Source organism: Microcoleus sp. B3-D7 (genome assembly GCF_036705305.1).
In the GTDB taxonomy this organism is placed as follows: domain Bacteria; phylum Cyanobacteriota; class Cyanobacteriia; order Cyanobacteriales; family Microcoleaceae; genus Microcoleus.
This window is the reverse complement of sequence record NZ_JAUBUE010000013.1, coordinates 1-13865: the sequence shown is the minus strand read 5'-3', so window position 1 is coordinate 13865 and position 13865 is coordinate 1. Positions and strand designations below refer to the sequence as shown.

Here is a 13865-nt window from a genome sequence, read left to right as displayed (position 1 = left end):
TCGATCAATGCAGACTGACAACTGGCTACAATGAGAAAATCCTTTCGTGCGATCGGTATTTGTGTCTGTGTCGGCAAATCAAGCTCCCATCTTCATCTTAGTTGACGGCCACTCCCTGGCCTTTCGCTCCTACTTCGCCTTCGCCAAAAGTCGAGACGGAGGCTTGCGAACGACAACAGGCATTCCCACCAGCGTCTGTTTTGGCTTTCTCAAGTCGCTGCTGGAAGTAATGGCGGCCCACGACCCCCAGTACATGGCGATCGCCTTTGACCTCGCCACACCCACATTTCGCCACGAAGCAGACGACACCTACAAAGCCGGTCGAGCCGAAACACCGGAAGATTTTAAGCCGGATATCAAAAATCTGCAAGAATTGCTCACCTATTTGAATTTACCTGCAATAACTGCTCCGGGCTACGAGGCGGACGATGTTTTGGGAACTTTGGCAAACAAAGCCAGCGCGGCGGGTTATCAGGTCAAAATCCTCACGGGCGATCGAGATTTGTTTCAATTAGTAGAAACCGAAAAACAAATCAGCGTATTATATTTGAGTACCGATGAACTCAGGCGATCGGGCAAAGGCAAATCCCAAGAATACGGCCCGGAAGAAGTCAAAGCCAAACTCGGTATTTTGCCCCAACAAGTAATAGATTACAAAGCTTTGTGCGGCGACAAATCCGACAACATCCCCGGAGTTAAAGGCATCGGCGACAAAACCGCCCTGCAATTGCTGGAAGCTTACAATTCCCTCGACGGCATTTATGCTGCTATAGATGAAATTAAAGGCGCAACCAAGAAAAAGCTAGAAGAAGGCAAAGAAGCTGCTTATCATTCTCAACGCATGGCGACAATTGTCCAAGACGTGCCCTTAGAAATCAACTTAGAAGATTGCCAGCTTATAGGTTTTGACGAATCTGCCTTGATTCCCATGCTGGAAAAGTTGGAATTTAAAACATTTTTAAGCAAAGTAAAACAAATTCAAAAGCGTTTTGGTGGTGTAGAAGAACCATTGGCAAAGGGCGGGCAAGATGCCCACCCCACAATCAATTCAATGGAGAGTGGAACAGGCAAGATGCCTGTGGCAGACAGTGGAACAGGCATCTTGCCTGTTGCAAAGGGCGGGCAAGATGCCCACCCCACAATAGATAAGTCACCTGCAACTTCTGAAAGTTCAGAAGACGACGCATTGTGGTTTTTTAGTCCTGCAGAAACCCAAGCCGCCCAGCAAGAGAAAAAACTGCCAATTAAACCGCGAATAATTCAAACAACCGAACAGTTAAACGAATTAGTCCAACTGCTGCAAACCTTCACCGACAAAGCCTCACCCGTGGCGTGGGATACCGAAACCACCGCCATCGAACCGCGAGACGCCGAATTAGTCGGAATTGGCTGCTGTTGGGGAACCGGCGAAGAGGATCTCGCTTACATTCCCACGGGACACAAAACGGGCAAAAACTTGGACAAAGCCACAGTTTTAAATGCTTTGCGTCCGATTTTGGAAAGCGAGAATTATCCCAAAGCGCTGCAAAATGCTAAGTTTGATCGATCGATCCTGCGCTGTCAAGGAATCAAACTAGCCGGAGTCGTCTTCGACACCATGCTAGCCAGTTACGTACTCAATCCCGAAACCAGCCACAGCCTCAGCGAACTGTCAAGGGAATACTTAGGCATTGTTGCCAAAACTTACAATGAATTAGTGCCGAAAAACAAAACAATTGCTGACATCAGTATTGTAAAAGTAGCAGACTACTGTGGCATGGATGTGTACACCACATTTCAGTTAGTAGGTAAACTTAAAGCCAAATTGAAGAAATTTGATGAATCTAGCTTTCCCGGAAAAACTTTAGAGGGGTTATTGCTGGAAGTAGAACAGCCCCTCGAACCAGTTTTAGCAGAAATGGAATATTGCGGAATTCGCATTGATTCAGAGTATCTGCAAGAACTATCGCAACAGCTAGAAAAGAGCTTAAAAGAAATAGAAGAAAAAACTTATCAAGCAGCGGGGCGAAAATTTAACTTAGGTTCCCCGAAACAACTCAGCGAAATCTTGTTAGAAAAAATCCCGGATGAGTTTCAGAAAAAGTCGCGAAAAACTAAGACGGGATACTCTACAGACGCCGCCGTATTGGATAAATTGCAAGGAGACCACCCGATTGTAGACGATTTATTAGAACACCGAACATTATCCAAGTTGAAATCAACTTATGTCGATGCTTTGCCGCAGTTAGTGCGTGCGGATACCGGGCGAGTGCATACAGATTTCAACCAAGCTGCAACTGGTACGGGAAGGCTTTCTTCTTCCAATCCAAATTTACAAAATATTCCCATCCGCACCGAGTTTTCGCGGCAAATTCGCAAGGCTTTTTTACCAGAAGAAGGTTGGGTGATGGTGTCGGCTGACTATTCTCAAATTGAACTGCGAATTTTGGCTCATTTGAGTCAAGAACCTGTGTTAATTGAAGCTTATCAAAATAACCGAGATGTGCATACCGTAACGGCTCAACTGCTGTTTGAAAAAGAGGAAGTAACGCCGGACGAAAGACGGTTTGGCAAAACGATTAATTTTGGGGTAATTTACGGTATGGGGGCGATTAAGTTTGGTCGTTCGATGGGCAAAACTTCAGCAGACGGTAAAAAGTTTATTGAACGATTTAACCAGCGTTACAGTAAAGTTTTTGAATATTTGGAGAAAGTAAAAAAAGAGGCGATCGCCCTGGGCTATGTCACCACAATTCTAGGCCGCCGCCGCTATTTAAAATTCGAGAGCGAAAGCATCCTCGACTTAAAAGGCCGCAATCCCCAAGACATTCACTCCGATAGACTTAAATCTCTCAGCAGAGATGACGCCCAATCTTTGCGGGCGGCAGCTAACGCTCCCATTCAAGGTTCCAGTGCTGATATCATTAAACTTGCCATGATTGAGGTACACAAAATTTTGCAAAACTATCAGGCGCGGCTGCTGCTGCAAGTTCACGACGAATTAATCTTTGAAGTACCTCCCGATGAATGGGAAGAATTGCAGCCGAAAATTAGAAGTGCGATGGAAAATGCTCTGCCACTTAGCGTACCGCTGATAGTTGACATCCACGCTGGGCAAAATTGGATGGAAACTAAATAAAACAAAGAAATATGAGCCAACTTAAAATCGCCATTTTCCCAAAAATAAAAACCTTAAGTGCAGTTGCTCTGCTATTGCTTCTATTCGGGTGTCCACAAAAGTTAGCGCCCAACAACTATGCTGTCAAGCGAGTTAGCGACGGCGACACCCTTGTCGCCAGTGATGCCGCCGGGAAAGATATAAAAGTGCGTTTTGCCTGTGTAGATGCACCGGAAGTCGCGCACACAAATGCTGAGAAAAATAGCAAAGCAGCAGCAAAAAAAAATCAATTTAAGTGGGGAAATCTAGCGCACCAAAGAATGCAGCAGCTAGTCAAACAAGGGGGCGGTCGCGTTGTTTTGACCGTCACCGATACTGACCGCTACGGCCGCAAAGTTAGCGAAGTTCGCTTGCCAAACGGCACATTTGCCCAAGAAGTTTTGACCCGCGAAGGATTAGCAATGGTTTATCGTCCTTACTTGAAAAATTGTCCGAGTGCAAGTGTTCTGGAACAAGCGGAAGCCGAAGCTAAGAAAAATCGCCGCGGCGTTTGGGGAGATTCTAAGTTTGTTCCCGCGTGGAAATTTCGGAACAGTGATAAATGATGGGAAGAAGGCCCTTCGACTTCGCGATCGGGTCAAAATAAGGAAAATGGTAGGAGTACGAGCTAATTATTGCCTTCGGAGTTTTGTTAGTCTAGTAGAGCCACAAGTTTCAACCGATTTGTATATTGACAGGGACAGGATGATGTTGTGGGCGTGGAGTCTGGGAACCTTTATCAGACATTTACAGTCTTGGACTGACTCAGGTTTTGTTAAACCCCGTCTCTACTATAAATCTTAGGTTTAGCTCCTCCGCATCGGCCCAGAAAGCGGGTTTCTAGATACCGATGCCGATCGTCCTAATTTAGTACAATACAATCAGGACGAGGTTCTGCTCCTACGGTCTGCAATCTGTGGAGTTTCGGCGATAGCTGACGCCAGATTAATCTAAAACCAGACATGAGTTCGATCGCACTTTTCTCCGAGCTGTTTTTTCGGAAAAGTCAACAAATGTGATAGGCTCCAGATAAACTAATAGACTGCTGACAAAAGCGGTCTATTGCAATCACCCAAAATTAACTTTAAGGGACATCAATGAATTTCAAACATCTGGTTATTTCCGGCCTTGCCCTAATCCTCGGTACTGCAATTGTAGGAAATGCGATTGCTCAAGAACTGACCGACAACCAAAAAACGGTTATTTGTCGCTTGAAAACAGAAGTTGACCAGCGGAAAGGCAACGGTCAAAAATTAGTATTTGTGCCGTTGCTGGGCCAAGTTCGCAAGCAAGTTTCATCTCCTTTTAGAGCAACACTGCATCCTAATGTGGAGTATGTTTTTGTTGCCACTTGCGACGGAAATTGTCAGGATTTAAACTTATCTCTCAAGGATGCAAGCGGTCAGGAAATCGCTGTGAGTCAAAAAACAGGCGAACTGGCGTCAATCTCTTTTACTCCCCCATCCCAAGGCGAATATCAAATCACTGCTAAGCCTGGGGAATGCACGACGGCAGAGGGTTGCAGTTACGGCCTGGGAATCTTCGTTCCTGCAAGTGCGAGCGTACCTAATGCTTCCAAAATTCCTGCTGAGATAGCACAATTTCGACTTTGCCAGTAGGGGAACAGCGATAGAGTTGTGGGTTGCGAGTAGAGTAGAGTTTTCAATCAGAAGTCTAACTCATAACTTGCAACTTATAACTCGCCACTTATATCGCAACCACGCCCGACGGTGAGTACGTTCTTAATTACTCAAACCCTGCCTTTGACTGTTTCTTGCTTCTGGGTTCTTGGTTCTTGGTTCTTGGTTCTGCTATAATTTGTTACGCATAACTCCTCCAAACTGTCAAGCCGATCGAGCTGTGGAACCCTGCAAAGACCCAATAACTGCCCAAAGCTGGCCCGAAGCCAGAACTTTATTTACCCTCATGCAGGCATCAATTAGAATATAGATGGTGCCTCTCAAAGGTGACGAGTACATTGCCCATGTCTTTAACCTTAGCTTTGAAAAATCAACTGCAGAACCGTCCTCAAATAGGGTTGAAAAGTCTGTTGGGCCGCTTGGGTATCAGGCAGAAAATCGGCTGCGGATACGCCTTGGTCATTAGTATTGCCGTTTTGGGTGCTGTGGCGGGACGGGGAGTAGAATCCTATCACAAACAGCAAGTTAGAGAAAAACTAGCGATCGACCGAGATAAAGCGGAAATCCTGACAAACCTCAATAACACGGTGCAGGAAGTCAGAATTCAGCAGCAAGAACTGGCGAGTCTGACGGCCAAACCGCAAATTTTCGATCGCCAACGCTCGGAATTCCTGACTCGCGTTGCTCAGATGAGCGGCATCCTCGAACAACTGCAAACCTCGTCGCCGACGAAGAATCCCGAGGTTGCCAAAGACTACCAACAGCTTCAACAGTTCGCTCAAGCCAACGGCAAAACTGTAGAATCATACTTTCAACAAGTACAAAAATTGTTGGCTGCTGCGAAACTATCTGCTTTGAATCCGAAGCAGCAGCAGGCTTTGGGGCGGAATTTGAACAATTTTGTGGCCGGCGAAACTGCTTTGAAACTCAAACAGTTTTCCGAGGATTCAGCCCAACTGGCCGTCAACTTTCGCGAGAAAGTAGACGAGGCATTGAGAACCTACGAAAATGCCGAAAAACTCGGAACTCTCATTCTCGTTGGCTCTCTCTTGATATCAGGTGCGATGGCAGCAATTCTAGCAGCATACACCAGCGGGGCGATCGCTCGCTCCTTAGAAGCCACCACCCTCATCGCTCAGCGAGTGACAGAAGAATCTAACTTTGACCTGCAAGTACCCGTCACTACTTCCGACGAAGTGGGAATGCTAGCAATTTCCCTCAACGAACTAATCCAGAGAGTAGGCGAATACACAGAAGAATTGCACGAAGCCAAAGTAGCCGCCGAAGCTGCCAACCGCTCGAAAAGTGCATTTCTCGCCAACATGAGCCACGAACTACGCACCCCCCTCAACGCCATCATTAACTACAGCGAAATGCTGCAAGAAGATGCTCAAGATTCTGGTTCAGAAGACTTTCTCCCGGACTTAGAAAAAATTCAAACCGCAGGCAAACACCTGCTGGATATGATTAGCGACATCCTCGACATTTCCAAAATAGAAGCAGGTCACGTCACCCTTTATTTGGAAAACTTCGACGTGGCGACCATGATTGAAGAAGTGATGACTACTGCTCAACCGCTAGTAGAAAAAAAAGGTAATGCTTTAGCACTGAAAACAAAAGGCGAACTCGGCACAATGTACGCCGATCAACCGAAAGTGCGACAAATTCTCCTTAATTTGCTCAGCAACGCTGCCAAATTTACCGAAAAAGGCGTCATTACTATCGGCGTCGAAAGAATGAAAATTGAAAAATCTAGATCGGCGAAACCAAATAAAAATAATGATTTTCAGTCGGGTTCAAACTACACTTCTCAAGTTTTAATGTTTCGAGTCAGCGACACCGGCATCGGCATGACGGACGAGCAATTAGAGCAGATATTTAAACCTTTTACCCAAGCTGATGCTTCGACTACCCGCAAGTACGGAGGCACGGGTTTGGGATTGACAATTAGCCAGCGTTTATGTCAAATTCTCGGCGGCGAAATTAGCGTCGAAAGCGAGGACGGTAAGGGTTCAACGTTTATTGTCAGTCTCCCGGAACGGGTTGTGATGCAGGCATGAAGTCAGGCAAAATATGGATTTTGACACGGATACACGGATTAATTATTGAGCATTAGTCAATAGTCAGGAGGCAGATGTTCAAGGAAAAAGAAAGAGGGAGGAAGGAAGAGGGAAATTTTAAAATGTATTGATATAGCAATTATCGGCGTTGCTGAATACAGGTATGAATTCAAGATTTCCCAATTGCTCTAAGCCAAGTTGGGTGAGTTTTGTAACTTCAATCGAAAAGGTGATTCATACCCTGATTAAGCAACGCCCAATTATCAAAATAAAGAATAATTAACAACCCGGACTAACGCATAGACTCTATCTGTAGGTGCACCGTGTGCACCTTACATATAGGGGTTCTGCGTAAGTTTTGATAATTCCCAGGTTAAAACCTGGGAATATAGCAAGCCTACAGAACAAAGCCTTGTACAAAAGTAGTTTTCAAGACTCCTTCAAAAGTGCGTTCTGTCTTGTCCACCAGGACAACGACATTGCGCCCGTTCGGAGACAAACGAACTTCTCGGATTGAATAAGAGAACACCCAATCTTCAAAATTGTTCAGCGATCCGAGGACACGCTGCCGACCGTTATGATTAATTACAAGACGCATTGCCGCGCTTTCTTTGCCAGGAGGAGTAGTTTTTTGCCGCTGTTCTAGGCGAATTTGTAAAGGCTTTGCTGTATTGACTTTGACGGCGACGGTCTCGCTTCCATTGGCTCCGGGAGTACGAGAAATAATGTTCAGTTTAGTTCCAGCTTGAGGAGGAGTTAACTTCAAAGTTTCCCTGCTATTCCAACTTTTTTTAAGCAAGTCATCTTCTGCCATTTTAGTGCTTTTATTCGAGTCTGGCTCGCCATATTTAGTTTGGATACACCCATTTTTGATGCAGGAATTTGCAGCAACTTGGACAATTTGCAATTTTGCTTTGGGAATTCCCGCTCCAGTATCTCTGGAACTTTCTAAATACAAGTAGTAATTGCTGTCGGCGGAAAAACCAGACATCCGGTGTGCGGCACGCCAGGTACTTGCCAAAGCTTCAGGGGCTAGTGCGATCGCGGCACTTGCTATAATACCTAACGAAATTAAAGGTACAATTTTCATAGCTATATTTTCCAGGTGTGAGAGTTATAGCGGCTGTTATTGATGAGTAAAACAATAACGCTTCGGGTTTCGCTATAGGACTGTGACGCTTCTCAAGTCCTCTCTCCTATTTACATAAGTGTTTCTCCATTTTCCGCAGCAGGAGACTGTTTAAGAATGTGCAGTTTTTTCAAGTGGCACTAGAAAGCATTTTTAATGTGAGAGTTGCTCCTATCCAAGAGTCCAACTTTTAGGCGCGACAGTTTGCTTTTCCTTGCGAGAGACTCCTACATAGGACGGAAATACCTATCTCAAGATAGGGGAACACCGATCCGCCCCCCCTCCGCAACTCCCTACAATGACAATTGTACGGGCGATCAAGCAATTGCCTCTACAGCAGTAATCATTTTTAATGCAGGGAATTAAAATTTATGCAACCAAATAATCCAAACCAATTTACCGAAAAAGCCTGGGAAGCCCTCGCCCGCACCCCCGAAATCGTCAAAGCAGGTCAGCAGCAGCAGCTAGAAAGCGAACATTTGATGAAAGCTTTGCTGGAACAAGAATCGGGACTTGCTACCAGCTTATTTAACAAAGCGGGAGTTTCTGTAGCAAAATTGCGCGATCGCACTGATGAGTTTATCAGTCGTCAGCCGAAAATTACTGGAAGCGGCGGCAACGTTTATCTAGGTCGTTCTCTCGACACTTTGCTCGATCGCGCCGAAACTTATCGTAAAGAGTACGGCGATGAATTTATTTCGATCGAGCATTTGATACTAGGTTACGTTAAGGACGATCGTTTCGGCAAAAATCTGCTGCAAGAATTTAAACTAGATGAAGCCAAGCTCAAAGATATCATTACCCAAGTCCGAGGGAAGAACAAAGTGACCGATCAAAATCCAGAAGGCAAATACGAAGCGCTGGAAAAATACGGCCGAGATTTGACAGAAGCCGCGCGTCAAGGCAAACTCGATCCGGTAATCGGACGGGATGACGAAATCCGCCGCACGATTCAAATTTTGAGCCGTCGCACCAAAAATAATCCGGTATTGATTGGGGAACCGGGAGTCGGCAAAACTGCGATCGCCGAAGGACTCGCCCAGCGAATTATCACCGGAGATGTGCCGCAATCTCTCAAAGACAGACAATTAATTAGCTTAGATATGGGCGCGTTAATTGCCGGTGCAAAATTCCGGGGAGAATTTGAAGAACGCTTGAAAGCGGTGCTCAAAGAAGTTACCGACAGCAACGGCAAAGTCATCTTATTTATCGATGAAATTCATACCGTTGTCGGTGCCGGTGCAACTCAAGGATCGATGGATGCCGGCAACTTGCTCAAACCCATGTTAGCGAGGGGAGAATTGCGCTGTATCGGCGCTACAACTCTCGACGAATACCGCAAGTACCTGGAAAAAGATGCGGCACTAGAACGCCGTTTTCAACAAGTTTATGTTGACCAACCGACAGTTGAAGATACTGTCTCGATTTTGCGGGGTTTGAAAGAACGGTACGAAGTTCACCACGGCGTTAAAATTTCCGACAGCGCCCTAGTGGCGGCGGCTACTTTGTCTACTCGATATATTAGCGATCGCTTCCTTCCAGACAAAGCCATTGACTTAGTGGACGAAGCAGCCGCTAAACTCAAAATGGAGATTACCTCCAAGCCGGAAGAACTAGACGAAATTGACCGCAGGATTTTGCAGCTAGAAATGGAAAGACTGTCGCTGCAAAAAGAAAGCAATGCGGCTTCGATAGAACGCTTGGAAAGACTGGAAAAAGACTTAGCAAACCTCAAGGAACAGCAAAGCGCTTTGAATGCCCAGTGGCAATCGGAAAAAGGTGTCATCGGCAGCATTCAAAAGATTAAAGAACAGATTGATAAGGTGAATATTGAAATTCAGCAAGCTGAATTAAAATATGACCTGAACCGTGCTGCTGAGTTGAAATATAGCAAGTTAACAGAATTGCAAAAACAACTGCAAGAAGCTGAATTTCAACTGTCAGCAACTCAAACCACAGGTAAAACTTTGCTGCGGGAAGAAGTCACAGAAGGTGACATTGCCGAGATTATTTCCAAGTGGACGGGAATTCCGATTAGCAAGTTGGTTGAATCGGAAATGCAGAAACTTCTGCACTTGGAAGATGAACTGCACAAGCGGGTAATCGGACAGGATGAAGCGGTGACGGCGGTTGCAGATGCAATTCAGCGATCGCGCGCAGGTTTAGCCGACCCAAATCGTCCGGTTGCGAGTTTTATTTTCCTCGGCCCCACGGGTGTTGGTAAAACTGAGTTAGCTAAAGCATTAGCGGCTTATCTGTTCGATACGGAAGAAGCGATCGTGCGAATTGATATGTCGGAATACATGGAGAAACACGCGGTTTCGCGGTTAATTGGTGCGCCTCCGGGATACGTTGGCTACGATGAAGGCGGACAATTAACTGAGGCTGTGCGCCGCCGTCCTTACTCCGTGATTCTATTCGATGAAATCGAGAAAGCGCACCCGGATGTGTTCAACATCATGCTGCAAATTCTGGATGACGGCCGCGTTACCGATGCTCAAGGTCACACGGTAGACTTTAAGAATTCTGTGATTATTATGACATCGAATGTCGGCTCTCAATACATCTTAGATGTGGCCGGAGATAACGAACAAATGCGGCTTCGGGTGATGGAAGCGATGCGGGGAACTTTCCGCCCGGAATTCTTGAACCGGATTGATGAGATGATTATTTTCCACGGTTTGAGTAAGACCGAACTGCGGCAGATTGTGCTGTTGCAAGTGAAGCGGTTGGAAAAACGGTTAGCCGAGCGCAAAATGTCTCTGAAATTGTCAGAATCTGCGATCGACTTCTTAGCAGAAATTGGTTACGATCCGGTTTACGGTGCGCGGCCTCTGAAGCGGGGAATTCAACGCGAGTTGGAAACGCAAATGGCGAAGGGTATTTTGCGTGGAGATTTTGCTGACAGCGATACCATTTTTGTGGATATCGAGAATGAAAGGTTGGCGTTTAAGCGGCTGCCAGCACAGTTAGTGACTGCGAAATAATTTAAGTAGGGTGGGCTGCGGCCCACCTTATTTTTTTGAGGCGGTGGTTCTTTTTTTGACCGCAGATGTAGGCGGATGGACGCGGATGGACGCGGATGGGATTGCGGGCGAGATATTAAGGGCGATCGCTTTCTGATTTATCTTTTTTCTGTTCTTGGCGTTCTCGAACAGATTTAGTCAGCAGGTACGTTGCCAAACTGCTAACGGATCTGCTGTCTTCTTCTGCCCATTCTTCGAGAGCTTTTTGAATCTCTTCTGGCAAGTATGCGGTAACTCGTCCCCGTGAAGCCATTCGTTATACTGCAAAACATTTCAACACACTCCATCTTACGCCGTGGCCCTCGCTTAAGGGCGATCGCCTTCTGATTTATCTTTTTTCTGCTCTTGGCGTTCTCTGACTGCTTTAGCTGCCACATGGGAAAGCAGGTTTGCGAGCGTTCTATCTTCTTCTTCGGCCCATTCGGACAAGGCTTGATGAACGTCTTCTGGCAGTGTAACTGTGACTCGCATTCGTGAAGGCATTGGCAGGCATGGTTTTACTTCAATTGTCTTAAATTTTACACTCCAACACCCTTTGATCTCTTTTTGTGTCATTTGATGTCATTAACATCAAATGATGCTATTAGTATATAAGGCTGAGGCCCGTAAACAGTCAGAAGCCAGCCCCTTACTGTCCAAGGTTCCGGGCTGGCTCTGGCTCCAACATTCAATGGAGACAAATTCTATGATGACATACAAACAACGCTTGTGTTGTTGGGCGATCGCCCGTCTGTTACCCACTCAGCAATGGATTATTGTCGCCCGCTTCCGCAGTCGTTCAGATGTAGACGGGCATTTTGAGTTTCTGCGAGAAACTATACCCCACCTCAAGTTTGAGGTTGTGTTCGATCGCAGTGGGGACAGTCACCGTTTATCGGCGTTGGGCCGCCCTTCCAATCCCGTCGCCAGCGCGTTATAAATGGTAATTTTCGCGGCGGTTTCAGTTAACTAAACATTGGCGATCGCACTTTTTTTGATAAGTGCGATCGCTTTTACGAAGTAAGTCCCAAATTTTTATGGTAAAATCATAGTACCGATAAGTCTATTCACTCCACAATATCCAATTATTATTTAAGAATATGCGATCGAAACTAGAAACTACCGAGCAACACAAAAAGGTTGATGCTGCTGAAGCCGAAATCCGCGACAAGCAGCAGCTAGTTAATTACGATACCAAAGAGTATCCAGTCGAAATACTCGTTCAAAAATATATGGAAGGAAAGGATGAGGATACCAATGAGTTGTTCATCCCCGACTACCAACGTGAAATGGCTTGGGATGACGCAAGGCAGTCAAAGTTTATTGAGTCTATAATTTTGGGTCTGCCAATACCTTATATTTTTGTTGCTGACATCCATGAGGACGAAAACGATGAAGCCCGTTTAGAAATAATAGATGGTACACAACGCATTCGGACTCTAACTAGATTTATAAATAACGAATTAACCTTGACCGATTTAAAGAAAATACAGAGTTTAAATGGATTTAAGTTTGCTGATTTGCCCCTAGCCCGTCAGAGGCGCTTCAACCGCACGACACTTCGGATGATTCAACTAACTGAAAGTGCAAATGAGGAAGTGCGAAGAGATTTATTTGAACGCATTAATACAGGTAGCGTCGATCTAAACGAGATGGAAAAGCGCAGAGGCATACTGCCCGGCCAGTTTCTCGAACTGATTGAAGAACTATCGAAACATGACAAGTTCCGCAAATTATGCGCTTTTTCTGAGTCTGCTATTCGCAGCCGCGAACCGCAAGAATTTGTGTTGCGTTTTTTTGCATTTTTAAATAACTATGAGAAGTTTAATAGTAAGATAAACATATTCCTTGATGAGTATCTGAAGCAAGTAAATGCAGATCCGAAATTCGATCGCGAAAAAATGCGTGCCGAATTCGAGTCAATGCTAAATTTTGTAGAAAAATATTTTCCTCAAGGATTTCGCCAAGGTAAAAATGGCGCGAGAACAACAACTCGGATTAAATTCGAGTCTCTGGCTGTCGGTGTTGCTCTTGCTTTGAGAAAAAACAGCAATCTTGAGCCAAAGTCAACAGAATTACTCAATTCACAAAAATTTAAGGATCTCACAAAATCTGATGCTAGCAGTTCTAAAAATAAAGTAGTTTCACGCATTGAGTATGTCCGCGATCGACTGCTAGGCTAAAGATGAATACTGTACTCTTAGATTTCAATACACGCGCTCAAGAGGTAGATGATTACTTCATCTTTTTACATGGCTTAATCAAACAAACCACTAAGTTAGCTGTCGCCGATAGTGCTGGACAATATCAAATACAAAGTCTTAATCCTGAGTTGGCAAAAACTCTTAAAGCCAATGGCTTTTTGTTATTGTATAACTTAGTTGAATCCACTATGCGAAATGCCATTGAAGCCATATTTGATGAGTTTAAAAATCAAGCAATCTCCTTCGATCAACTCAAACCAGAAATCAAAATGATTGTTCTTCAAAATCTTAAAAACCGTTCTCCTAAGAAAATTCATTTACAAATTAACCAAATATCTATAGACATCATCACAGCTACATTTGAACGCGAAGAACTATTTTCCGGGAATGTGGATGCTAGGTTGATTAAAGAAATAGCCGAAAAATATGGCTTTTCATGTAAAACAGAACCTACTAAGACAAAAGACGGGCAAAATCTTTTAGTTATTAAACGCAACAGGAATGACTTAGCGCACGGAGTTAAGTCTTTTGAGGAAGTGGGGCGAGATCAGACTATTGAGGAACTTTTAGAGATTAAGGAGGAAGTCATAGAATACCTACGTCAAATACTGGAGGGGTGCATCTCACTTTTGCAAATACATCAAGCGGAAAGTTGACCATTGAGATAAGCACAGCGCAGAGAAAGGATAGA

At 45.0% G+C, this 13865-nt stretch carries 11 protein-coding genes; 8 read left to right on the top strand and 3 right to left on the bottom strand.

Translation table 11 applies throughout. The annotated features are described in order from the left end of the window. The first annotated feature begins 46 nt into the window (after positions 1-46). The 4 genes from polA (at position 47) to QUB25_RS11820 (ending at position 6836) form a co-directional block, all read left to right on the top strand. Positions 47-3118: a DNA polymerase I gene (gene polA / locus QUB25_RS11835; RefSeq protein ID WP_333183459.1), complete on the top strand. Its 3072-nt coding sequence runs from the start codon at positions 47-49 to the stop codon at positions 3116-3118. Between the two features lie 11 nt (positions 3119-3129). Next, a complete protein-coding gene (locus QUB25_RS11830) occupies positions 3130-3702 on the top strand; it encodes a thermonuclease family protein (RefSeq protein WP_333183458.1) in 573 nt (190 codons plus the stop codon). 531 nt (positions 3703-4233) lie between these two features. Then, a complete protein-coding gene (locus QUB25_RS11825) occupies positions 4234-4755 on the top strand; it encodes a hypothetical protein (protein ID WP_333137915.1) in 522 nt (173 codons plus the stop codon). Between the two features lie 365 nt (positions 4756-5120). Further along, positions 5121-6836 (top strand): HAMP domain-containing sensor histidine kinase, encoded by a 1716-nt coding sequence (locus QUB25_RS11820; protein ID WP_333183457.1) that lies wholly within the window; start codon positions 5121-5123, stop codon positions 6834-6836. Between the two features lie 397 nt (positions 6837-7233). Here QUB25_RS11820 and QUB25_RS11815 read toward each other — a convergent pair whose 3' ends face one another. After that, positions 7234-7926 (bottom strand): DUF2259 domain-containing protein, encoded by a 693-nt coding sequence (locus QUB25_RS11815; RefSeq protein ID WP_333062426.1) that lies wholly within the window; start codon positions 7924-7926, stop codon positions 7234-7236. Positions 7927-8336: 410 nt separating this feature from the next. Between QUB25_RS11815 and clpB the strand changes: the two genes are divergently transcribed. After that, entirely contained in the window at positions 8337-10952 is a 2616-nt protein-coding gene (gene clpB / locus QUB25_RS11810; RefSeq protein WP_333183456.1) for an ATP-dependent chaperone ClpB, read from the top strand. 115 nt (positions 10953-11067) lie between these two features. Here clpB and QUB25_RS11805 read toward each other — a convergent pair whose 3' ends face one another. Both QUB25_RS11805 and QUB25_RS11800 read right to left on the bottom strand, forming a co-directional pair. Next, the gene (locus tag QUB25_RS11805; RefSeq protein ID WP_096829277.1) at positions 11068-11244 is read right to left on the bottom strand and encodes a ribbon-helix-helix domain-containing protein; all 177 of its coding nucleotides are present in this window, start codon (positions 11242-11244) and stop codon (positions 11068-11070) included. Between the two features lie 53 nt (positions 11245-11297). Then, a complete protein-coding gene (locus tag QUB25_RS11800; RefSeq protein WP_333183455.1) occupies positions 11298-11462 on the bottom strand; it encodes a ribbon-helix-helix domain-containing protein in 165 nt (54 codons plus the stop codon). Between the two features lie 214 nt (positions 11463-11676). Here QUB25_RS11800 and QUB25_RS11795 point away from each other — a divergent pair, with 214 nt between their 5' ends. The 3 genes from QUB25_RS11795 (at position 11677) to QUB25_RS11785 (ending at position 13830) form a co-directional block, all read left to right on the top strand. Beyond that, the gene (locus QUB25_RS11795) at positions 11677-11910 is read left to right on the top strand and encodes a hypothetical protein (protein ID WP_333183454.1); all 234 of its coding nucleotides are present in this window, start codon (positions 11677-11679) and stop codon (positions 11908-11910) included. Positions 11911-12070: 160 nt separating this feature from the next. Next, on the top strand, positions 12071-13153 hold the full coding sequence (locus QUB25_RS11790; protein WP_333183453.1) for a DUF262 domain-containing protein: 1083 nt from the start codon (positions 12071-12073) through the stop codon (positions 13151-13153). A 2-nt stretch (positions 13154-13155) separates the two neighbouring features. After that, entirely contained in the window at positions 13156-13830 is a 675-nt protein-coding gene (locus QUB25_RS11785; RefSeq protein WP_333183452.1) for an MAE_28990/MAE_18760 family HEPN-like nuclease, read from the top strand. Positions 13831-13865: the final 35 nt, after the last annotated feature.